This is a genomic window from Variovorax sp. YR750 (assembly GCF_900109805.1).
GTDB lineage: Bacteria > Pseudomonadota > Gammaproteobacteria > Burkholderiales > Burkholderiaceae_C > Variovorax > Variovorax gossypii.
In genome coordinates, this window is record NZ_FOBJ01000019.1 from 129,039 (window position 1) to 151,889 (window position 22,851).

The 22,851-nt window shown below is 62.2% G+C and carries 19 protein-coding genes and 2 riboswitches; of the genes, 13 read left to right on the top strand and 6 right to left on the bottom strand.

Annotation, left to right across the window (positions count from 1 at the left end; all coding sequences use genetic code 11):
* The first annotated feature begins 189 nt into the window (after positions 1-189).
* Positions 190-1,596, top strand: a complete 1,407-nt coding sequence (locus BMY35_RS31985) for an RtcB family protein (RefSeq protein WP_093207234.1) — start codon at positions 190-192, stop codon at positions 1,594-1,596.
* A gap of 19 nt (positions 1,597-1,615) precedes the next feature.
* Here BMY35_RS31985 and BMY35_RS31990 read toward each other — a convergent pair whose 3' ends face one another.
* Positions 1,616-2,923: a D-amino acid dehydrogenase gene (locus BMY35_RS31990; protein ID WP_093207237.1), complete on the bottom strand. Its 1,308-nt coding sequence runs from the start codon at positions 2,921-2,923 to the stop codon at positions 1,616-1,618.
* Between the two features lie 92 nt (positions 2,924-3,015).
* Positions 3,016-3,121: riboswitch (glycine riboswitch) on the bottom strand.
* A gap of 3 nt (positions 3,122-3,124) precedes the next feature.
* Positions 3,125-3,224: riboswitch (glycine riboswitch) on the bottom strand.
* Positions 3,225-3,342: 118 nt separating this feature from the next.
* Between BMY35_RS31990 and rfbB the strand changes: the two genes are divergently transcribed.
* From rfbB to rfbC (BMY35_RS32050), 12 genes are all read left to right on the top strand, one after another.
* Positions 3,343-4,419 carry a dTDP-glucose 4,6-dehydratase gene (gene rfbB, locus BMY35_RS31995; RefSeq protein WP_093207239.1) on the top strand — a complete coding sequence of 359 codons (1,077 nt, stop codon included), beginning with the start codon at positions 3,343-3,345 and terminating at the stop codon, positions 4,417-4,419.
* Positions 4,416-5,306, top strand: a complete 891-nt coding sequence (gene rfbD, locus BMY35_RS32000; RefSeq protein ID WP_093207242.1) for a dTDP-4-dehydrorhamnose reductase — start codon at positions 4,416-4,418, stop codon at positions 5,304-5,306. Before rfbB ends, rfbD begins: the two co-directional genes overlap by 4 nt.
* Before the next feature lie 19 nt (positions 5,307-5,325).
* The gene (gene rfbA / locus BMY35_RS32005) at positions 5,326-6,222 is read left to right on the top strand and encodes a glucose-1-phosphate thymidylyltransferase RfbA (protein ID WP_093207244.1); all 897 of its coding nucleotides are present in this window, start codon (positions 5,326-5,328) and stop codon (positions 6,220-6,222) included.
* 14 nt (positions 6,223-6,236) lie between these two features.
* Positions 6,237-7,712 carry a glycosyltransferase family 2 protein gene (locus BMY35_RS32010; protein WP_093207247.1) on the top strand — a complete coding sequence of 492 codons (1,476 nt, stop codon included), beginning with the start codon at positions 6,237-6,239 and terminating at the stop codon, positions 7,710-7,712.
* A 103-nt stretch (positions 7,713-7,815) separates the two neighbouring features.
* Positions 7,816-8,589: a glucose-1-phosphate cytidylyltransferase gene (gene rfbF / locus BMY35_RS38955; RefSeq protein ID WP_093207249.1), complete on the top strand. Its 774-nt coding sequence runs from the start codon at positions 7,816-7,818 to the stop codon at positions 8,587-8,589.
* Positions 8,586-9,650, top strand: coding sequence for a CDP-glucose 4,6-dehydratase (gene rfbG, locus BMY35_RS32020; RefSeq protein WP_256230210.1), 1,065 nt, complete (start codon positions 8,586-8,588; stop codon positions 9,648-9,650). The genes rfbF and rfbG overlap by 4 nt, the downstream gene beginning before the upstream one ends.
* Entirely contained in the window at positions 9,643-10,197 is a 555-nt protein-coding gene (gene rfbC / locus BMY35_RS32025; RefSeq protein ID WP_093207252.1) for a dTDP-4-dehydrorhamnose 3,5-epimerase, read from the top strand. Before rfbG ends, rfbC (BMY35_RS32025) begins: the two co-directional genes overlap by 8 nt.
* A 1-nt stretch (position 10,198) precedes the next feature.
* Positions 10,199-11,425, top strand: coding sequence for a class I SAM-dependent methyltransferase (locus BMY35_RS32030; protein ID WP_093207254.1), 1,227 nt, complete (start codon positions 10,199-10,201; stop codon positions 11,423-11,425).
* 2 nt (positions 11,426-11,427) lie between these two features.
* Positions 11,428-12,270 (top strand): NAD-dependent epimerase/dehydratase family protein, encoded by an 843-nt coding sequence (locus BMY35_RS32035; protein WP_093207257.1) that lies wholly within the window; start codon positions 11,428-11,430, stop codon positions 12,268-12,270.
* On the top strand, positions 12,270-13,337 hold the full coding sequence (locus BMY35_RS32040; protein ID WP_093207259.1) for a class I SAM-dependent methyltransferase: 1,068 nt from the start codon (positions 12,270-12,272) through the stop codon (positions 13,335-13,337). Before BMY35_RS32035 ends, BMY35_RS32040 begins: the two co-directional genes overlap by 1 nt.
* On the top strand, positions 13,327-14,067 hold the full coding sequence (locus BMY35_RS32045; protein WP_093207262.1) for a cephalosporin hydroxylase family protein: 741 nt from the start codon (positions 13,327-13,329) through the stop codon (positions 14,065-14,067). The genes BMY35_RS32040 and BMY35_RS32045 overlap by 11 nt, the downstream gene beginning before the upstream one ends.
* 27 nt (positions 14,068-14,094) lie before the next feature.
* Positions 14,095-14,646: a dTDP-4-dehydrorhamnose 3,5-epimerase gene (gene rfbC, locus BMY35_RS32050; protein WP_093207264.1), complete on the top strand. Its 552-nt coding sequence runs from the start codon at positions 14,095-14,097 to the stop codon at positions 14,644-14,646.
* 13 nt (positions 14,647-14,659) lie between these two features.
* Here the strand turns inward: rfbC (BMY35_RS32050) and BMY35_RS32055 are convergent, their stop codons facing one another.
* The 5 genes from BMY35_RS32055 to BMY35_RS32075 form a co-directional block, all read right to left on the bottom strand.
* Positions 14,660-16,237 carry a hypothetical protein gene (locus tag BMY35_RS32055; RefSeq protein ID WP_093207266.1) on the bottom strand — a complete coding sequence of 526 codons (1,578 nt, stop codon included), beginning with the start codon at positions 16,235-16,237 and terminating at the stop codon, positions 14,660-14,662.
* A gap of 4 nt (positions 16,238-16,241) precedes the next feature.
* Complete coding sequence (locus BMY35_RS32060; RefSeq protein ID WP_256230214.1) at positions 16,242-17,222, bottom strand: glycosyltransferase; 981 nt, start codon at positions 17,220-17,222, stop codon at positions 16,242-16,244.
* Between the two features lie 84 nt (positions 17,223-17,306).
* Positions 17,307-18,158 (bottom strand): GDP-mannose 4,6-dehydratase, encoded by an 852-nt coding sequence (locus BMY35_RS32065; RefSeq protein WP_093207271.1) that lies wholly within the window; start codon positions 18,156-18,158, stop codon positions 17,307-17,309.
* Positions 18,155-19,192: a GDP-mannose 4,6-dehydratase gene (gene gmd, locus BMY35_RS32070; protein WP_093207273.1), complete on the bottom strand. Its 1,038-nt coding sequence runs from the start codon at positions 19,190-19,192 to the stop codon at positions 18,155-18,157. Before gmd ends, BMY35_RS32065 begins: the two co-directional genes overlap by 4 nt.
* A complete protein-coding gene (locus BMY35_RS32075; RefSeq protein WP_093207276.1) occupies positions 19,185-22,847 on the bottom strand; it encodes a glycosyltransferase in 3,663 nt (1,220 codons plus the stop codon). Before BMY35_RS32075 ends, gmd begins: the two co-directional genes overlap by 8 nt.
* Between the last annotated feature and the right edge of the window lie 4 nt (positions 22,848-22,851).

Below are 22,851 nucleotides of genomic sequence, written 5' to 3' on the forward strand. Positions count from 1 at the left end.
AAAAAACGACGGGCGGGTTTCCAACGGAAGCATGCGTCACTAGAATCCGCCCGCTTTCTTGAATCTCTGCTGCTGCAAGAAAGAGCCAGCCGCGCATCGTCAGCGATGCGCGGGCGATCTCTTTCGCCTCCCCACGCAAAGTGCGACGAGGCAGGAAGCCGACACGGCTTCCCCAATGGAACAGCAGCCATGAGCGACCTTCGTTTCTCCAGACTTCAGCGCGCGTTTTCGCGCGCTGGCATCGCCGTCGACTACCGCGACGGTGTCTACCACCTGCACCACGAGGCCTCGCAGGCCACGGTGCTCCTGCCGCCCAGTCTTCCGCTGGAAGAAAAGGCGGTGAATCAGTTGCTGGCTTTTGCCAGCGTGCGCTCGCCCGACGGCGAGCGGGGCGTGTGCAAGGCCTGTGCGACGCCCGACTTCCATCCGGGCTCTGTCGCGCCTGTCGGCAGCGTTGTCGCGACCGATGCCGACTTTGTCATCCCCGCAGCGGTGGGCACCGACATCAACTGCGGCATGCGACTGTTGACCACCGGGCTCACGCTCGACCAGGTGGCGCCGCACAAGACGCGGCTGGTCGAGCGGCTCACGCGCAGCCTGCTCGACAACGGGCGTGACGTGCCGGTGCACACGGCGGCATTCAGGGCGCTGTTCGATGTGGGGCCGTCGGCATTCCTCGAGACAGTGCAGGACGGCGGGCTATGGTCGGCGTGCGACCGCGACCGGATGCAGGCCGAACTCGATGCCTGCATCGGCCTGGCGACGTTCGGCGGCAGCGCGCGGCATGCACCCGAGGCGTACACCGGCGTCCGCCACGAGGTGTTTCGTGACCCCTGCCTCGGCACGCCGGGCAGTGGCAATCACTTCGTGGAACTGCAAGTTGTCGACCATGTGATGGACCGTCACGAGGCCTATCGCGCCGGCCTGAAGGCAGGGGACGTGGTCGTGATGATCCACAGCGGCTCGCGCGACATCGGGTTCCATGTGGGCGGCCGCTGGATGGACCGTGCGCGCGACGAATGGCCCAAGGGCCTGCGTCATCCGAAAAGCGGCTTGTACGGCCTGGCGGGACCGCTGGCCGACGAATACCTGGAGGCCATGGGCGTGGCGGCGCGCTACGCATGGGCAAACCGGGTCGTCCTGGCCGAACTGGTACGCAAGGATTTCGCGGAATTGCTGGGTGCCACGTCGTCGAGGCTCGTCGTGGACGTGCCGCACAACGTCGTGCTGCAGGAACATGGCATGAATATCCACCGCAAGGGAGCGACGCCGGCGAACGCGGGCGATCTGGCGCTGATTCCCGGCTCCATGGGCGACTACTCGTATCTGGCGGCCGGACTGGGGCACGAAGACTGGCTCTGGTCGTGCAGCCATGGCGCCGGCCGGCGGATGCGTCGGCAGCAGGTGCGCGCGATGCGGCCGGCGCCCGTCGACGAGCAGGCAAGCTGGCAGTGCGTGACCTTGCGCGAGGAGCGCCGGATCGAGGAGGCGCCGCAGGCCTACAAGCCCATCGGCGAGGTGATCGACGCGCAGGAGCGCGCAGGCCTGATCCACTGCGCGGTGCGGCTCAGGCCCTGGATCACGTTCAAGGCGTGATTCAGGGCTTGCCGGTTCGTCAGCCCAGTACGGGTTGCGGGATGCGCGGCTTGGGCGCAGGCATCCCCGTGAACGCGAAATCGACCTCCGGCTCCAGCCCGCTCACGATCCGCGCGATCGACTTGCCCGAGCCGCAGGCGTGCGTCCAGCCCAGGGTGCCGTGGCCGGTGTTGAGGAACAGGTTCAGCAGCTTCGTCTTGCCGATCAGCGGGACGTTGCTCGGCGTGGCGGGACGCAGGCCGGTCCAGAACTGGGCTTGCGTGGTGTCGCCGGCGCCCGGGAACAGTTCTTCGACGCGGCGCACGATGGCTTCGCAGCGCACGCGGTTCAGGTCGCGGTCGTAGCCGTTGAGCTCGGCCGTGCCGGCAATGCGCAGGCGGTCGCCCGATGCCGAGGTGTAGCGCGAGAACACGAGCTTGAATTCGTCATCGGTCAGCGAGACCTGGTGCGCCTTCGAGGCGTCCTTGACGGGCAGCGTCACCGAGTAGCCCTTGGCCGGGTAGATCGGCAGCCGGATGCCCAGCGGCGCCGCGTACAGCGGGCTCAGCGAGCCCATCGCCAGCACGAAGGCGTCGCCGCGGATGCGCTGGAAGCGGCCTTCGCTGTCGGTGGCCTCGACGTGGTCGATGCTGCCGCCGGCTTCGCGCAGCGCGGTCACGGTGTGGCTCATCAGGAACTTCACGCCCGCGGCGGCGGCCAGGCCCACGAGCTCGCGGGCGAAGCGGTTGGCGTCGCCCGATTCGTCCTCGGCCGTGTAGGTGGCGCCGGCCAGCTTCGGACGGATGTGGGCGAGGGCGGGCTCGAGCTTCACGGCCTCGTCGGCCGAGATGACCAGGCGCTCGCAGCCCAGGGCGCGCATCTGTTCGGCGGGCTCGAGAGCACCGTCGAACTCCTTCTGCGTCGTGTAGAAGTGCAGGATGCCTTGCGTGCGCTGGTCGTAGTTGAGGCCGGTGTCGCGGCGCAACTGTTGCAACATCGAGCGGCTGTATGTGCCGAGACGCACGATCTGCTCGATGTTGTGACGGGTACGCGCCGGCGTGCATTCGCGCAGGAACTGCAGGCCCCAGAGCCATTGGCGCATGTCGGCGCGCATGCGGAAGAGCAGCGGGGCGTCTTCCTTGCCCAGCCATTGCAGCACCTTCAGGGGGGCGCTCGGGTTGGCCCAGGGTTCGGCGTGGCTGACGGAGATCTGCCCGCCGTTGGCGAAGCTGGTTTCGGCGGCCGGAGTGGCCTGCCGGTCGATCACGGTCACTTCGTGGCCGAGTTGCTGGAGGTAGTAAGCCGAGGTCACGCCGAGCAGGCCGGCGCCGAGAACGATCACGCGCATTTCAAGTACCTTTTGAGGTTGCAGCGCTTGAACGGCGGGCGTGATTGCTATCGAATGAATAGCAAAGCAACCGGACGACCGCAGTCCAAGTTGCCGCTCCCCCTGTCCTCGGTACCTGAGAGATTCACCCGCTGCGCCCGCAGAGGGTTTGCTCCTTCGGTGCGCCACATGGCGTGGCGGCTCTCCAGACGGCGTTTCAGTTGGTGCAGTACAGGCCCTTGTGGGGGCCGACCTGAGCGTTTATGGGAGTTTGCGCCTTCGGTAGGGCCACTAGGGTGGCCCGCTCTCCTGCAGTGGGGACGATTGTAGGCGGGGCGTGAGCGGCTGCCAACCCGCCGATTTCCACGTGTCAGCCCGATGGATAATCGCCTGTTGTTGATTTGCCGCAGGGCGATCGTTCCAAAACCATAGGGGACTTCATGATCCTGGTTACCGGCGGTGCCGGCTTCATCGGCGCCAATTTCGTACTCGACTGGATCGCGAACAGCGACGAGCCGGTCGTGAACCTCGACAAACTGACTTACGCGGGCAACCTCGAGACGCTCGCCTCGCTCAAGGGCAACCCGAAGCACATCTTCGTTCAGGGCGACATCGGCGACAGCGCCCTCGTCGACCGCCTGCTGGCCGAGCACAAGCCGCGCGCCGTGGTGAATTTCGCCGCCGAGTCGCATGTCGACCGCTCGATCCACGGCCCCGAGGACTTCGTGCAGACCAACGTGCTCGGCACCTTCCGCCTGCTCGAGTCGGTGCGCGGCTTCTGGAGCGCGCTGCCGGCCGAACAGAAATCGGTCTTCCGCTTCCTGCACGTGTCGACCGACGAGGTCTACGGCTCGCTCTCCAAGACCGACCCGGCCTTCACCGAAGAGAACAAGTACGAGCCGAACAGCCCCTATTCGGCCAGCAAGGCAGCCAGCGACCACCTCGTGCGCGCTTGGCACCACACCTACGGCCTGCCGGTGCTGACCACCAACTGCTCGAACAACTACGGTCCGTTCCACTTCCCCGAGAAGCTGATCCCCCTGATGATCGTCAACGCGCTGGCCGGCAAGAACCTGCCCGTGTACGGCGACGGCATGCAGGTGCGCGACTGGCTCTACGTGAAGGACCACTGCAGCGCCATCCGCCGCGTGCTCGAAGCCGGCAAGCTGGGCGAGACCTACAACGTGGGCGGCTGGAACGAGAAGCCCAACATCGAGATCGTCAACACCGTCTGCTCCCTGCTCGACGAACTGCGCCCGCGCGCAGACGGCAAGCCGTACAAGGAACAGATCACCTACGTCACCGACCGTCCCGGCCACGACCGCCGCTATGCCATCGATGCGCGCAAGCTCGAGGCCGAGCTCGGCTGGAAGCCCGCCGAGACCTTCGACACCGGCATCCGCAAGACCGTCGAGTGGTACCTCGCGAACAGCGAGTGGGTGCGCAACGTGCAGAGCGGCGCCTACCGCGAGTGGGTCGAGAAGCAGTACGACAGCAACGCGAAGGCTGCGGCATGAAGCTGCTGCTGCTGGGCAAGGGCGGACAGGTCGGTTGGGAGCTGCAGCGCAGCCTGGCGCCGCTCGGTGAGTTGGTCGCGCTCGATTTCGACAGCACCGATTTCCACGCCGACTTCAGCCGGCCGGAGGAGCTGGCCGACACGGTGCTGAAGGTCCGACCCGACGTGATCGTCAATGCGGCGGCGCACACCGCCGTCGACAAGGCCGAGAGCGAGCCCGAGTTCGCGCGCAAGCTCAACGCCACCTCGCCCGGAGTGGTGGCCGAAGCGGCGCAGAAGATCGGTGCGCTGATGGTTCATTACTCGACCGACTACGTTTTCGACGGCAGTGGCACGAAGCCCTGGAAGGAAGACGACGCGACCGGTCCGCTCAGCGTGTACGGCCAGACCAAGCTTGAGGGCGAGCAGTTGGTTGCGCGGAACTGCGCGAAGCACCTGATCTTTCGCACCAGCTGGGTGTATGCAGCGCGCGGCGGCAACTTCGCCAAGACGATGCTGCGGCTGGCGAAGGAGCGCGACAAGCTGACCGTCATCGACGACCAGTTCGGGGCACCTACCGGTGCGGAACTACTGGCAGACGTGACGGCGCATGCGATCCGGGCCACGTTGCAGGATTCATCGAAGGCGGGCCTGTATCACGCGATTGCTGGCGGCGAAACGACGTGGCACGGTTACGCACGCTTCGTACTCGAACTGGCGCAGCAGGCTGGCGTCGAACTCAAGGCCGGGCCGAATGCCGTCGAGGCCGTGCCGACCAGCGCTTTCCCGACGCCGGCGAAGCGCCCGCACAATTCGCGCCTCGACACCACCAAGCTGCAGACCACTTTCGGCCTGCGCCTGCCGCCCTGGCAGGAAGGCGTCTCGCGCATGCTGCGCGAGATCCTTTGAACTTCACGAGAAGAAGAACATGACCAAGACGACGCAACGCAAGGGCATCATCCTGGCCGGCGGCTCGGGCACACGCCTGCACCCCGCGACCCTGGCGATCAGCAAGCAACTGCTGCCGGTGTACGACAAGCCGATGATCTACTACCCGCTCAGCACGCTCATGCTGGGCGGCATGCGCGACATCCTGATCATCAGCACGCCGCAGGACACGCCGCGCTTCCAGCAGCTGCTGGGCGACGGTAGCCAATGGGGCATCAATCTGCAGTACGAGGTGCAGCCCAGCCCGGACGGGCTCGCGCAGGCCTTCATCATCGGTGACAAGTTCGTCGGCAACTCGCCGAGTGCGCTGGTGCTGGGCGACAACATCTTTTACGGCCACGATTTCGTGCATCTGCTGGCCGATGCGGATGCAAAGGCATCCGGCGCCACCGTGTTCGCGTATCACGTGCAGGATCCGGAGCGCTATGGCGTCGTCGCGTTCGACGAGAAGGGCAAGGCGAGCAGCATCGAAGAGAAGCCGCTGAAGCCGAAGAGCAGCTATGCGGTGACCGGCCTGTACTTCTACGACAACCAGGTGGTCGATATCGCCAAGGCGGTGAAGCCCAGTGCGCGGGGCGAGTTGGAGATCACTGCTGTCAACCAGGCGTATCTGGACCGCGATCAGTTGAACGTGCAGATCATGCAGCGGGGCTATGCGTGGCTCGATACGGGCACGCATGACAGCCTTCTGGAAGCGGGGCAGTTCATCGCGACGCTGGAGCATCGGCAGGGGTTGAAGATTGCGTGTCCGGAAGAGATTGCGTGGCGCAACGGTTTCATCACGGGCGAGCAGCTTGAAAAGTTGGCGGCGCCGTTGGCAAAGAGTGGCTATGGCAAGTACCTGAAACACTTGCTGCGCGAAGAGGTTCGCTCTTGATATCGAGGGAGCCAATGCGCAATACACCTCGGTTCAGCATCGTCCTGCCGACGCGCAACCGCCCCGAGACCCTGCGCCATTCCCTGGCGACGTGCCTCGATCAGGATTTCGACGACTATGAAATCCTGATCTGCGACAACAGCGATCCGGCGGCGGCAGCCCAGGTCGCCGAAATCGTTGCAGCAGTTGCATCTTCGCGCGTGCGATATCTGCCTGCTGAACGGCCTCTGGCGATGAGCGCAAACTGGGAGCGCGGCTTGAGCGAAGCTCGTGGCGAGTACGTCACGGTGCTCGGCGACGACGATGGGCTCATGCCTTATGCGCTGCGCGAACTGGATCGCCTTGCCTCGAGCACCGGCGCCAAGGCAATGCGCTGGCAACGTGGCATCTACACGTGGCCGACGATCGGGATCGAAGGCGAAGCGAACCTGCTCATCATCACGCTGTCGCGGACGATCACCGAGATCGAAGGGCGCTCCCAGATAGCCAAGGTCATGCGGTTCGAGGATGGAACGGACTCGTTGCCGATGATCTATTGCTCGGCCATCCACCGCGATCTGATCGCGAAACATCGGGAGGCGACAGGGCGCGTTTTCCTGAACGTCTATCCCGACATCTACTCCGGCTTCGGCTTCGCATATCTGGTCGGCAACTATCTATCGATCAGTACGCCCATGAACATCGCTGGCCTTTCGCACGCCAGCAATGGCGTTGCGACGCTCATGAAGGAGAAGAAGACCGCGATAGCGAGCGACTTCTCGCAACTGAACGAGACCTTCGGTTATCGGCGGCACCCGTTCGTGCCGGACAAGATGATCCTTGCGCCGGTCCATGTCGCCGACTCCTTTCTTCACGCGAAGGATGCGCTCTTTCCCCATGACGACACGCTGGTGCTGGACCGGAAGGCGATCACGGAGCGCTATCTGGGCGCGATACTCGAAACCGATCCCGCAGAACGAGACGAGGTGCGACAGATCATCAGGGCTTCGGTCGCGGACAGCCCCGAGTTGCTGCAATGGTTCGACCGCGAGGCGCCGCATCTGCCTCCGGCATCCGCCCATACGTTCCGTCCACGGCGATTCGGCTTCGACGGCATCACGTTGAGCCTTGATGCAGCGCCTTTCGGCGTGAAGGACGTTTCGGGTGCGGTAACACTGTCGGCGTCGCTGCTCGGCGCGGGTGGGCAAGCAATTCCCTTCGATGTGCCATCCTTGAACGACATGCGCGCGCAGGTCGAGGCGGAAAGGCAGAATGCGCAACGTGCGCACAATGAGGCCGCCGAAACACTGCGTCGCACGAATCATGATCTGAGCGCTGCTGCAGCCAACACGGCCGATCTGCTGTCGCAGGCGCAGGCATGGCGGGAAGCATGCACGCAACTGGAGCACAGCCTCGGTGAAGCCCAGCGGATGGGTTCGTTGCGTTATGTTCCGAAACGGCTGGCACGCAAGGCGGTCAGTCTGTTCAGGAAGCCTCCCCCTGTCGCATGACACTCCGGGCAAGAGCCCGGGCGCCAGTGTTTCACCGCATGCCGGCGACCATGAGGTCGCCGGGATCTTTTCTTTCTTTCTCTCGAATCGCTAGCTCAAAACGATGAAAGCAGTCATTCTGGCCGGTGGACTGGGGACTCGAATCTCGGAGGAGACGCATCTCAAGCCCAAGCCGATGATCGAGATCGGTGCCAAGCCTGTGCTCTGGCACATCATGAAGCTGTACTCGGCCTACGGCATCCATGACTTCATCATCTGCTGCGGCTACAAGGGCTACGTCATCAAGGAGTACTTCGCGAACTATTTTCTCCACATGTCGGACGTGACCTTCGACATGCGCAGCAACGAGATGCACGTACATCAGCGCAAGGCTGAACCCTGGAAAGTCACGCTGGTCGATACCGGGGACGAGACCCTTACCGGGGGGCGCCTGAAGCGGGTCGGGGAATACCTGAAAGACGAAGAGGCGTTCTGTTTCACCTATGGCGATGGCGTATCGGATCTGCGAATCGACAAGCTGATCGAGTTCCATCGCTCGCATGGCCGGCTGGCGACGGTAACTGCCGTGCAGCCTGCCGGCCGCTATGGGGCTCTCGAGCGAGACGGGGAATCAGTTCGAGGCTTCATCGAGAAACCCCGAGGGGACGGCGGCTGGATCAACGGCGGCTTTTTTGTCCTCTCGCCCAAATGCCTCGACTACATCGATGGCGACCAGTCCAGCTGGGAAGGCGAGCCGCTTGCACAGATCTCGAAGGATGGTCAGCTGATGGCGTTCGAACACGCAGGGTTCTGGCAACCGATGGACACGCTGCGCGACAAGACGCATCTCGAGCAACTCTGGGCGAGCAATGCCGCCCCCTGGAAGGTGTGGCCGTGAGTCGCTCGTTCTGGCAGGGCAAGCGAGTCCTGGTGACGGGGCACACCGGGTTCAAAGGCGGCTGGCTGTCACTGTGGCTGCACAAGTCGGGAGCCGAAGTCCACGGCTATGCATTGCCGCCACCGACGTCGACCAACCTGTTCTCGGTGGCGCGTGTCGCCAGCGTGTTGAAGAGCCACGTCACGGCCGATGTCCGCGATGCCGATGCCGTGCAGCAGGCGCTGCGAGAGGCCGACCCGGAGATCGTTTTTCACCTGGCTGCGCAGCCTCTGGTCCGCCAGTCCTACCGCGAGCCGGTGGAGACCTATGCCACCAATGTGATGGGAACGATCAACCTGCTGGAAGCCGTGCGATCTTCCAGCAATGTGCGAGCGGTCGTGAACGTCACTACCGACAAGTGTTATGACAACCGGGAGTGGGTCTGGGGCTACCGCGAGGGCGAGGCGCTGGGTGGCTCCGATCCTTATTCCAGCAGCAAGGCCTGCGCCGAGCTTGTCACGGCTGCATACCGGGCATCGTTCCTGGCACAGGCGGGTGTGGCAATCGCGACCGCACGGGCGGGGAACGTGATCGGCGGCGGTGACTGGGCCGATGATCGACTCGTGCCGGACTTCTTTCGAGCGACCCATGCTGGCCGGCCGCTCGAAGTGCGCTATGCAGGCGCAACGCGGCCTTGGCAGCATGTGCTGGAGCCTTTGTCGGGGTATCTGCTGCTTGCCGAACACCTGGCTTCTGGCGACCCGCAGTTTGCCTCCGCATGGAATTTTGGTCCGACCGACGAAGATGCAGTACCCGTGCGCCAACTGCTGGACCGACTGGTGAGCAAGGTGGAAGGAGCGCAATGGCGGGAGACCGGCGCATCGACCCTGCATGAGGCTGGATATCTCAAGCTCGATAGCAGCAAGGCGAGAGGTTTGCTTGGATGGCGTCCGCGGTGGGCGCTCGATGAAGCGCTCGACAAGACTGTGGCCTGGGACGCTGTCTGGCGATCGGGTGGCGACATGCAGGATTTCTGTCTGTCGCAGATCGAGATGTACGAAGGCATGGCTGCACATGGCTAGATTCGTCATCGAAGCAACGCCGCTGGACGGCCTGAAACTGATACAGCGGCAGAAGCTGGAGGATTCCCGAGGGTTCTTCAGCCGCTTCTTTTGTGCAGATGAGTTGGCGCACGCCGGTTTTGCCCAGCCGGTTGCCCAGATGAACCACACCTTGACGCGTCGCCGCGGTTCCGTGCGTGGCCTGCATTTCCAGTATCCGCCTCACGCTGAAGACAAGCTGGTCAGTTGTCTGCGCGGAGAGGTCTTCGACGTTGCTGTCGACATACGCAAGGATTCGCCGACCTTTCTTCGCTGGCACGCTGAGAAGCTCAGTGCCGAGAATGGCCGCAGCCTGCTGATCCCCAAGGGGTTCGCGCATGGATTCCAGACTCTTTCAGATGACGCAGAATTGTTGTACCTGCACTCGACACCCTATGTTCAAAGCTCGGAGGGCGGTTTGAATCCGGCCGATCCGATGCTCGCCATTGCATGGCCTCTGCCTTTTGCCGAGGTGTCGCAGCGCGATGCCGCGCATGCTCACCTGACTTCTGATTTCGGCGGTATCTGAGATGAAATGTCGCCATTGCCACGCGGAGCTCAGTCTGCAATTGATGGATCTGGGAGCTTCGCCTCCGTCCAATGCCTACCTGACTGCGGCGCAGCTTGTTGCGCCGGAGAGGTGGTACCCGCTGCGCGTGTTCACCTGCACCCGGTGCTGGCTGGTACAGACGGAAGACTATGCGCACTATGCAGAACTCTTCTCCAGCGACTATGCCTACTTCAGTTCGTTCTCGACGAGCTGGCTGGCCCACAGCAAACGCTATGTCGACGACATGGTGCAACGATTCGGACTGTCGCCCGTGTCGCATGTCGTCGAGGTGGCTGCCAACGACGGCTATCTTCTTCAGTACGTACAGCAGGCAGGCATTCCGTGCACGGGGATCGAGCCGACGGCCAGCACTGCCAGCGCCGCGCGGGCCAAGGGGTTGGAGATCGTCGAAGCGTTCTTCGGAGTCGAACTTGCCGAACGATTGGTTGCGCAAGGAAAGGCAGCCGACCTCATCGCAGCCAACAACGTGCTGGCGCATGTACCGGACATCAACGACTTCGTCTCCGGCTTCGCGAGACTGCTGAAGGCAAATGGCGTGGCTACTTTCGAGTTCCCGCACCTGATGCAACTCGTGGACGACTGCCAGTTCGACACCATCTACCACGAGCATTTCTCCTACCTGTCCCTCGCAGCGGTGCGTCGACTGTTCGAGGCCAACGGACTGTGCATCTTCGATGTGGAGCAGTTGCCTACGCACGGTGGCAGCCTGCGGGTCTACGCGCAGCGCAGCGACACGGGAGCACGTTCGGTCGAGTCCCGGGTGGCGGAGCTGACGCGCGTCGAAACCCAGGCCGGCATCGAAACTGCGGCGTACTACGAGGGCTTTCAGGCTCGTGCGGACGACATCCGCGATGGCGTGGTGACCTTCCTGATCGAGGCGCGCAGGGCGGGCAAGCGGGTCGCCGCCTATGGCGCCGCCGCAAAGGGAAATACGCTGCTCAACTACGCAGGCGTCCGGCCGGGCCTGCTTCCCTGGGTCGTCGATCGGAACCCTGCCAAACAGGGGCAGTACATGCCCGGAAGCCGCATCCCCATCGTCGATGAGGAGCGTCTGCAGCGCGAACGGCCCGACTATGTACTTGTGCTGCCCTGGAACCTCAAGGCAGAAGTGATGAATCAGCTTGCCTACATCCGCGAATGGGGTGGCCGGTTCGTCTGCGCGGTTCCTCGACTCGAGGTCTTCTGACGATGAAGATCGCAGTTACCGGAGCCAGCGGTTTTGTGGGGCGCCACGTGCTCAGCGCGCTGGTGGGGTGTCCTGACGTCGAGGTCGTGGCCATGTCGCGTCAGGCTCCCGGCTCGCCGATGCCATCGGGTGTCCGCCATGTGGCCATCGATATGGCTTCGGTGCCTTCCGATGCATTCGAGATGCTGGGATGTCCTGACGTGCTGATCCATCTGGCCTGGGGCGGCTTGCCGAACTACCAGTCGAGACACCATTTCGATACGCATCTGGCGGAGCAGTACCGGTTCCTCGAGCGGCTCGTAGCAGCAGGGCTTTCGAAGTTGGTGTGTGCCGGTACCTGCTTCGAGTACGGCATGCAGTCGGGAGAGTTGACCGAGTCGCTTCCCACCGATCCCCGCAACCCCTACGGTTTCGCGAAGGATGCGCTGCGGCGCCAGCTGGAGTTTCTTGCAGCGGATGCCGGGGTCAAGCTGACCTGGGCGCGGCTGTTCTACATGTATGGAGAAGGTCAGTCCGCTGGCGCGCTGTACAGCCAGTTCCTGGCCGCTCGTGGGCGGGGCGATGCCGAGTTTCCTATGTCCGGCGGAGAGCAGCTGCGCGACTATCTCCCGGTCGAAGAGGTCGCTCGCTACTTGTCGGCGCTTGCCCGGACCGCACCAGGTGGCGGCATCGTGAACGTCTGCTCGGGCCGGCCCACGTCGGTGCGATCGCTCGTGGAGGGATGGCGGGACTCGCTGGGCGTGCCGATGAAGCTTGCGCTGGGGCATTTCCCCTATCCAAGCCATGAGCCGATGGCCTTCTGGGGCAGCAACGCCAAGTTGCTGCGGCTACTGGAGCACAGCTGATGCAGAACGAACTCTTGCGCATCACAGGTCTCCCTGTATTGCAGAATCGGGTGTTCGACAGCGCCTCGTCTGGAGTGGCTTCGCCGCAAGGCAACATGGTGCTTGTCCAGGACCGGGACAGCGGCTTGGTCTTCAACCGGGAGTTCGATCCGGCCCTGCTGACCTACGATGCCGACTACCAGAACGAACAGGCATGCTCATCGGTCTTCCGGGAGCATCTGGACGCAGTCCTGTCCATCGTCAGGCGCCATTTTCAAACCTCGTCGTTGATCGAGGTCGGCTGCGGCAAGGGGTACTTCCTGAACTACCTGCGAGCCGCCGGCTACGATGCAACGGGCATCGACCCTGCCTATGAGGGAGACAGTCCGCACGTCGTCAAGGCTGCGTTTTCTCCATCGCTCGGATTGTCCGCGGATGCTCTCGTGCTGCGGCACGTGCTGGAGCACATCAGGGAACCCTTGCGCTTCCTGCAGGACATCGCCCGAGCCAACGCTGGCCAGGGCAAGATCTACATCGAGGTGCCGTGCTTCGACTGGATCTGCGCGCGTCGCGCATGGTTCGACATCTTCTACGAGCACGTGAACTACTTTCGGGCCACCGACTTCCGGCGCATGTTCGGGCGCATTCACGAGCAAGGGCACGTGTTCGGAGGACAGTATCTCTATGTCGTGGCCGACCTGGCATCGCTGCGGGAGTCCGCGGAGGCACCGCCGGACCGCATCGAATTGCCGAAGGATTTCTTCTCGGGCATCGAGCAAAGCAAGGCTCTCGCAAGGTCGACGCCGGGTCCGAAGGCAATATGGGGTGCTTCTTCCAAGGGAGTCATCTTCTCTCACCATCTGCAGGCCGCCGGCATCGAATTTGACGTGGCCGTGGACATCAATCCCGTCAAGCAGGACCGGCATATGGCGGGGACCGGGCTGAAAATCGTGTCCCCTGAGGCCGCGTTGCGGCTGCTGCCGCCGGACTCGCTCGTATTCGTGATGAATTCCAATTATTTCGACGAGATCGCGGAGCAGTCCCGCGGCAAGTTTCGTCTTGTGAAGGTAGACCAGAATGACATTTGAAGCTGAAGTTGCGGCACGCGTGGCGGCCAATGAAACCAACGAAACCTTGCGCGACGATGCAAAGGCCTTGATGAAGTCGTCCATCCAGGCCGGCTATTCCTACAACTTCTCCTGGCTGGGGCGCCCGATCATCCAGTACCCGCAGGACATCGTCGCGATGCAGGAGATCATCTGGCGCGTGCAGCCCGACCTGATCATCGAGACCGGGATCGCGCACGGCGGATCGCTCATCTTCTCCGCCGCGATGCTGGAGCTGAATGCCGCATGCGGCGGCCCTGCCGATGCGCACGTGCTCGGGATCGACATCGACATCCGCGCTCACAACCGAAAGGCTATCGAGGAGCATCCGATGGTCAAGCGGATTTCGATGATCGAAGGCTCCAGCGTTGCATCGGATGTGATCGAGAAGGTGCGCAGCATTGCTTCGGGAAAACGCAGCGTGCTGGTGTGTCTCGACAGCAACCACACCCATGCTCACGTTCTCGACGAGTTGCGCGCCTACGCACCCATGGTGACTGTGGGCAGCTATTGCGTCGTCTTCGATACCGTCGTTGAGGACCTGCCGAAAAGCATGTACCCGGATCGGCCCTGGGGGCCCGGTGACAACCCCAAGACAGCGGTTCACGAATTCCTGAAGACGAACGCGACCTCTTTCGAGGTCGACCGCGCCATGGACAACAAGCTGCTCGTGAGCGTGGCGCCTGACGGCTATCTCAAACGCGTCGCCTGATCGCCTCATCATTTTTGGACGTCAATCATGAAAGCAACACCCACATCCATTCCCGATGTCATCGTGATCGAGCCCAAGGTCTTCGGCGACGCGCGCGGCTTCTTCTTCGAGAGCTTCAACCAGAAGGCCTTTGACGAAGCGATTGGCCAGCACGTCGACTTCGTGCAAGACAACCATTCACGCTCGGCGAAAGGCGTGCTGCGTGGACTGCACTACCAGATTCAGCAGCCGCAGGGGAAACTCGTGCGAGTAGTCAGCGGCACCGTGTTCGATGTAGCGGTTGATATCCGCCGCTCGTCGTCCACCTTCGGCCAATGGGTCGGTGTCGAGCTTTCGGAAAGCAACCACAAGCAGCTGTGGGTGCCGGCAGGATTTGCCCACGGATTTCTGGTATTGAGCGAGACAGCCGACTTTCTCTACAAGACGACCGATTACTACGCGCCCGCGTACGAGCGGTGCATCCGTTGGGATGATGCCTCGATCGGCATCGAGTGGCCGGATACGGGAGGCGCCCCCGTGTTGTCCGCCAAGGATGCGGCAGGGGCGAGCTTCGACGCTGCTGAAGTATTCCAGCAATAACCGCCGAAGACGGCTATTGCGGGTTGTCGTGTACCAGGCGTGGCCAGCCGAGACTGAATCGGTAGGTCGAGGCTTTTATCTTCAGCTCACCGGAGGGCGGGTTGACCCCCTTGTCGGGCGTGAGCAGGAATTCCTTGGCCCGCACTCGCCGGTTGAAGAAGACTCGTACTCCCCAGGGCGCAGGCAGTAGCCGGAACTCCCTGACGCGGCTCAGCGGCTTTCCGTCGGCGAGCATATGGTGGTCACCGAGGTAAATTTCATTGAACCCGCCGGCCAGGCCGTAGAAATCGATGAAGTCGATACCGTCCCCGTTGGCCGAGAAGGAGATGGTGTTACCCGGACCAACCTGTTCGATGGCGATTGGCGATGCTGGCTTGACCTTGTACTGCACCGCCAGCACGGCAGCGACCGTGATCACAGCCGCCAGCAGGCGGATCGCGAGATTCTTGGCCCGCGGAGCGGCGGAACCTTCGAATACCCAGCGAACCACGAGCCAGCCGAAGAATGCAAGATAAGGGAACATCCACTTGAAGTAGTGAATGTTGTAGTAGCGATAGACACCATTCGGCAGCAAGTCGCCATAGGGCGCGTACAGGCAGAACTGCAGGCAGATCGCCGCCGCCATCATGCGAAGCAGTGCGGACCCACGTACCAGGGACGCAACCAGGCCCACGACGCTCAGTACCAGCCATGGGAAGTGCGTGACCAGTGATCCGTTGGGCTCGAGAAAGGCCGTATTCGAATCGAAGACCAGCGAGAAGATCTTCCTCGGTAGTTCCAGCGGGAAGTAACCGGACCCGACCGCCGTCGACTTGAAATAGCCGCCTAGTATGTGGCCGTGAACTTCCAGGTTGAACAGGAGGAACAGGCCTATCCCGATGAGCAGGCCCGCACCGAGTGCGATCGTTTGAGCGAATAGGAGCGCGTTGCGTCTGGGGGCTGATGTTCCACTCAGGCTCTTGTACGAAAAGTACAGGTAGGCCGGATAGAAAATGGCAGCAGCTCCTGCATCGACCGGACGAAGAATAGCCAGCAGGCTGAAGATTCCCGAAAAGACGAATGCCTTGATGCTCGCCAGTGCCATTCCGTCATTCAACTTCTCCTGCTTGGACTTCTGCAGAAGCTGATAGATGGTCACCGCGTAGATCAGCGCCGTGCCTGTGGTCGTCCACGGGATGGCGAAATTGAGGATGATGATTTCGTTGAAGTAAAGCGAAATCGCGAGCAGTACGAATGCCTCGAGCTGCGACACGTAGCGCGTTGCGAACGCCACGAAAACGTACGAAAACGCCAGCAGGCCCAGCAGGTTGAAGAAGAAGAACGGATGTACTGGCAGAACCGACAGGAAGACCGATCCGATCGCCGGGTACAGCGGCGGATAGGCGTGCTTGGCGGGAGAGAAATCACCCACCCCGATGGCCGCCGCAGCCTTGATGTACTCGCCTTGATCGAACCAGCCCCACCACCCGCGGGGGTACTCGAGGTTGTTGCCCGGCAGCGCAGGGTGGTTCAAATAGAAGTAGCAATAGACCAGCGTGCCCAGACCCAGGATCAGCCAGATCGGGACTCTCGTCTCTCTCAGGAACTTCATTTGCTTAGTGCCCGGCAGTGGTATCGGCACGGTTGGCCGGAATACCCAGGAAGGCCAGGCACTTCATTTCGTGTCGGCCTTGAGTGATGTTCTGCAGAATCAGCCCGCAGGTCAGTGCGAGCATGGCCATGAGCATGAGCGAGGCTGACAGCACCGCCGTAGGCAGTCGAGGGACATTTCCTGCCTCGAGATACTGAACGAGCAGGGGAAAGGCCAGCACCAGCGCGGCAACGCAGAACGCGGCCGCCCACGCACCGAAGAATGCGATGGGACGTTCGCTCGCGTGAAGCCGGATGATCGTCTTGAGAATGCGCCAGCCGTCGCGATAGGTGGAAAGCTTGCTGGCCGATCCTTCGGGACGCGATCCATACGGCGTCATCAGCTCCCCATAGGGCATGCGCAGTTCGAGGGCGTGTACCGTCAACTCGGTTTCGGTCTCGAAACCTCGCGACAGCGCCGGGAAGGACTTGGCGTAGCGCCGCGAGAAGACCCGGTATCCCGAGAGCATGTCGTTGAAATCGCCACCGAAGATGCCCTTGACGCTTCCGGTGAGCATCCTGTTGCCCCATTGGTGACCTCGCCGATAGGCGGCTTGAGCCTCTTCGGCGCTGGTCTCCCGGCATCCCACGACCATGTCGAGTCCCTCGTCGAGCAGCTTGTCCACCATCCGGCAGACCGAGGACGCGTCGTAGGTTCCGTCGCCATCCACCATCACGTAGACGTCCGCTTCGGTGTCCGCGAACATGCGCCGCACGACATTGCCCTTGCCGCGCAAGGTAACCGTTCTCACATGAGCGCCTTCGGCTCTCGCGAATTCAGCGGTCCTGTCGCTCGACATGTTGTCGAAGACATGGATCTCGATGCAAGGCATGGCTGCGCGAAAGCCTCTGATCACACCGGCGATGGTGGGATCCTCGTTGTAGCAGGGAACGATCAGCGCAACGCGCTGCCCTCGATAAAGAGTCGTCGACATGGACTGGCTCATGATGCTGTTATGGTTGATCGAAGCGGAAAACCGGGGATACGAGGTTCGTTGATGGGCTCTCCGCGCTGTCTTGGCAAATATGTGTCAGAGCATCCGCGCCAGGGTCTCCGAAAGCGTGGGCGGAGCGATGTTGACGCCGCAGTCACGCAGCAGGGCGTTCAGCTTGTCGGGATTGCCGCAGAGGCGATGTACCTCGTTCTTGCGGACGAAGGCCGGATTGATCTCGACATCCATTCGATGGTCGGTGACCTTTTCGAAGCAGGCGATCACCTCGCGCAGGGTATGGGGCTGGCCCGAGCACACGTTGTAGGCTTCGCCGGGACGGCCAAACTTCATGAGGCAAAGATATGCATCGCACACCAACTGCACATCGTTGAATTCGCGTTCCACGTCCAGATTGCCAAGCGATATGGAGTTCGCTCTCTCGGCGAAATGCTTGGCGAGTTTCGGGATGACGAAGTTGACGTCCTGGCCGCGGCCTGTGTAGTTGAACGGGCGCGCGATCACGAGATTCAAGCGGTCGGCAAAGGTCCTGGCCATGTATTCCATCGCCAGCTTGCTCATCGCGTAATGGTTGACCGGCGCCGGCGGCTGAGTCTCGGCCAGTGGCGACTGCTCGCTATTGCCGTAGATGTTGGCACTGCTGGCGAGCAGCACACGATGCGGCGCGGAGGGCAACCGCGTCAACGCTTCGAGCAGATTCGTCGTGCCGACAACATTGACCGCGTAGAAGGCGCTGTTGTCCGTGTGCCCGACGAAACTGATCGCGGCCAGATGAACGACAACCTCGGGTTGTACCGAAAGCACCTCCCGCTCCAGCGTTTCCCGATTCGTCAGGTCCGCCTGCATCGGGATCACGTCGTGCCCGGCAGCGGTGGCCCGGTCGGCAAAGTAGCGACCGGTGAATCCGTCCGCGCCGGTCAGGAAGATCTTCAAAACGAGAAGCCCTTCTTGTTTCGCTCGAGGTCTGCTTCGACCATCATCTGGCACAGCTGTTCCAGAGTGGTTTGCGGCTCCCAACCGAGCTTCTGCTTGGCCTTTGCCGGGTTGCCGATGAGCAGTTCGACTTCGGCCGGACGGTAGAACTTCGGGTTCACGCGCATCACCGTATTGCCGGTAGCCGTGTCCACGGCCGATTCGCTTTCGCCGCTGCCCTTGAACTCGACGGCGATGCCGGCACCCTTGAAGGCCATGCTCACGAAATCGCGAACGGTTTCCGTGCGGTTGGTCGCGAGTACATAGGTGTCCGGCTCATCGACCTGCAGCATGCGCCACATGCCCTCGACGTATTCCTTGGCGAAGCCCCAGTCGCGCTTGGCGTCGAGGTTTCCGAGTTCCAGCACGTCGAGCTTGCCAAGCTTGATCTTGGCAACGCTGTCGGTGATCTTGCGGGTCACGAACTCGCGGCCGCGCAGCGGGCTCTCGTGGTTGAACAGGATGCCGCTGCAGCCGAAGATGTCATAGCTCTCGCGGTAGTTGATCGTGATCCAGTGCGCGTAGAGCTTGGCGACGCCATAGGGGCTGCGCGGGTAGAAGGGCGTGTCCTCGACCTGCGGCACAGCCTGGACCTTGCCGAACATCTCGGAGGTCGAGGCCTGGTAGAAGCGGATCTTGGTATTCGTCAGACGGATGGCTTCGAGCAGGTTCAGCGCACCCACGCCGGTGATCTGGGCTGTGGCCGAGGGCTGGTTGAAGCTCACGCCAACGAAGCTCTGGGCCGCGAGGTTGTAGACCTCGTCCGGCGCCGTGTCGCGGATCAGGGAGAGCGAGCTGCCCAGATCAGTCAGGTCGTATTCGACCAGGTGCAGGTTGGGATTGTTCTGGATGCCGAGTTCCTCGATACGCCAGAAATTCACCGAACTCGTGCGGCGGTACGTGCCATAGACAACGTAGCCCTTGGCCAGCAGAAGCTCCGCCAGATAGGCCCCGTCTTGGCCCGTGATTCCAGTGATGACAGCTCTTTTACTCATGACTCAACTCTTCGAGGGGTTTGGATTGGATACAAGGGGCACCGGTACCAGCATCGGCGCAACGAACCAGCTTCAGCAGGTCCTGCGTGGTCTGGCGCCAGGTCAGCCATGGCATGGCGTCGGATTTCGGGTGAGACTGTTCCCTGAACAGCACGGTCCAGGATTGGATCGCATCCGCCAGCGCATTTGCCGTGATTCCATGGAAATAGTATGCATTTTGCCCTGCCACCTCCTTGAAGACTGCCAGATCCCGGGCGACGATCGGAATCTTGTGGCGTGCGGCTTCGATCAAGGGCAGCCCGAATCCCTCTCCTTCCGAAGCTGCTACCAGGCAGGTCGAGACGCTGTAGATGCGTTCCAGGTATTCGTCGCTGATGTTCTCGAGCCAGAAAAGCCGCTTGCCTGCCTCGGGATGATTGCGCAGCCGATTCACCAGTCTGTCGACGAGCCAGCCCTGCTTGCCCACGATGACCAGGTTCGCATCGAATCCGCGCGACCAGAGCAGTTCGAAGGCGTCGAGGGTCTGGGTATGTCCCTTGCGCGGTTCGACAGTGCCCACCGTCAGGAAGCTGGGGCGCGCCTGCAGCGAATGGAGCGTCTGCGTGGCATTCGCCGGCAGCCCCCTGGTCGGGTTCGAGCTTTCTATGTCTGCACCGATGTGGAACCAGCCGATGTCGAAATGCTTCGAGCGGGCTGGATGGGCCCGCTGCATGTAGCCGGAGAGGTCGTCCGCGACGGACTTCGAAATGCATAGTGCGCCGTCATAGGCCGCGATGGTGTCCAGCCATTGACCGAACCCCTGGACGGTGCCCTCGACGAAATGCTGAGGCATCTGAACGCACAGCAGGTCATACACGACGAAGAGCACCTTGACGCCGGCAAGGTGCATGGCATCCAGTGCATTCTTCTGTGCGCATACCACGTGCGGATGAAAATCCAGCCCGAGGAAGATGTCCTCGGGGTAGAAGTCGATGGCCTCGTCAGGAACGCTGTGCTGTGGGTTCTTGCCGCTGAACCTGCTCAGGAAGTTCCTCGCGGCGAAGTAGCCCTTGGTTGCCATCGTTGCGTAGACAGGCACGATCTCGAAGCCGGTCGGCGGATTCTCGAGCAGCTCCTTGAGAATGCTCCGCGTCACGCGCTGGATGCCGGTCTTGGAATCCCGGTGTACGAGCTCCGAGATATCGACAAAGATGCGTGCGCCGGCATTGTTCGGGCGAATGTTCGCCGTGATGCACTGGGCAATTGCCGCGACTTCGCCGTCGGTTCGGTCATGCAGGAATGGGCCGAGTGCGGCAACCAGCTGATTCTTGATGGCCTTGGCCGTCAGCACCGGCTCCGAAGTCGAAATGGCTGTCGAATTGACCGCCGCCATGACAAGGCCGTACACCTCGTCGACTGAAATGTCGGACAGGCAGTGCAGCTGATACCTGCAGTCGGCGCGTGTGGCAATGTGGCAGGGAGAGCAATCGGCTTCCCGATGGATGACGAAGCTGTTCGGGAACACTGGGGCCCATTCCGCTGCCGTTTCGTGGCCGCCGTAGACGCCGATCACCGTCAGGCCCAGGTAGGACGCGATATGGGCACCGCCCGAATTGTTGGCGATGCAGATGGAATTCCGGGCAACCGACTCCATCAGCGCGGGAATGCTCAGTCCCGCATGTGCGATCACTTTGGGGGAAGGCTCGAAGGCGTGTCTTTGCGCTTCGGCAGGCGAAGCAAAGAAGATATTGATCTCCTTCACCCCGTCAGAGGCGCATAGCCTGGACACGAGCGTCTGGAACTTCGCGATCTCCCATTCCTTCACGTCGTTCCCCGCATATGGGAAGAGTGCGATGGCGCCCTTTTTCCTCTCTGTGGAATCGAAGAGGCGAGGCAATGAAATGAAGTCGCTGGAATCGGCAGGAAGCGCATCGACCAGCGCGAGCATCTGGTTGCTGATCGATGTGCGATTCATCGAGGTTTCGACGAACGGCGCATCCTGGACTGCCTCCAGTGCAATGTCGAGATTCGAGTCGATCGACGGGTCGAAGGTCTGGTAGCCGACCTTCAGTTCGGCCTTGACTCCCTTCAGCACGAAGCGAGTGTCGCTTTGTCTGCGCAGGTCGATGGCGATGTCGTATGTACCGATCTGCGAAAGGAAGGAGCGTAGCTCCTCCTGCGCTATCGATGCCTGGCTCGCGGACTGCTTCTTGAAGTAGTCCAGCGTATGGATCTTGTCGAAGTAGGGGAACATCTTCGCCAGCTCGAGGTTCCAGCCGCCCACTGCGATCTCGAGTGTCGCGGCGGGGTAACGTGCCTTCAGCTTGGCGATGGCCGGCATCGCGAGGATCAGATCCCCCAGGTGATCGAGCTTGAGAACGAGGATGCGCTTGGTGCTCGGCTGGAAGATGGTCGTCTTCTCGATGCGGGAGAGACGCGTATCGCCTCTTGTCGCCTGTGGGTCGAAGCGTTCCAGGGCCTCGACTGCCTTGCGGGCGCTCTTCTCCCAGGAGAATGCGGCCGCCTGCGTTTCCGCGTTACGCAGCAACAGCGCGCGAAACGCGTCGTCCGTCAGGGCCTGGTGCATCCTGTCCCTGATGGCATCGATCGACTCCGGGTCGAACATTGCTTCGCTGGAGCCGATGACTTCGGGCAGGCTGGTGCTGTTCGCCCCGATGACCGCTGCGCCGCAGGACATGGCTTCGAGCGGCGGAATCCCGAAGCCCTCGTGAGTAGACGGAAAGACGAAGAGCTTGCACATGTTGTAGAGCGCAAGCAACTCCTCGTCGGAGATGTAGCCGGTGAAGACGAGCTCTTCGCTTCCCAGGCCTGCTTCCCTGGCCCGCTCCTGCAAGGCCGAGATTTCGCCGCTGGGCATGCGGCCGGCCATGACTAGCCGGTGAGCCGCGCGAACGTCCGCCGGCAATTTCCCGTAGGCCGCGACCAGGCGGGCAAGGTTCTTCCGCTCATCCGCGCCACCCGTATAGAGCACGAATTCCCGCAGGATGGAGAACTTCGTGCGGATGGCCTGTTGTTCTGCCTCGGTCAGCGCGATTTTCCTGAATGAGACATCGCACGCACCCGAAATGTTCGCTACGTCCTCGGGAGCGAATGAAAGCCCGCGCAGCGCCTCGCTGCGGGCGCTTTCGGAGATGGCCAGCAAGAGCTTGCTGTGCTTGAGTGATTCGATCTTCCGGGCGTAGTACTCCTGCCGGAGCGTGCTGGAACGAAAGTGAATATCGGGATTGAGCAGCGGGATCAGGTCGTACAAGATCACCGCCGTCGGCGTCTTCGCATCGAAGCGGCCGAGGCTGGCGACTGCATCGTCGCCAAGTCCTTCGAAAAGGCTCGTCACCAGCACCACGTCCGGTTCGAGCGACAGAATGAATGCTTCACGCACACGTTCCGCGATTTCCCGGCGCGTGCCGTTCGCGGGGTCGAGCTCTCGCGTCGGGCCCGGGGTATTCCAGACCCTGATGTTCTCGCGCGGCAGAATGTCTGCGAAGGCTTCCCTGATGGCGCCGATGGAGTCGGGCAGCAGCCCGTTCAACGCCAGGAAGACTTCGTGCTTCCGCGCGACGCGCGCAATGGCCAGTGCCAGCGACAGACTGTACCGCCCGATCCCGCGGAATCGGCTTTCGGTCTGGGCCCCCTGCATGTCAATGATGATTCGCATCGGA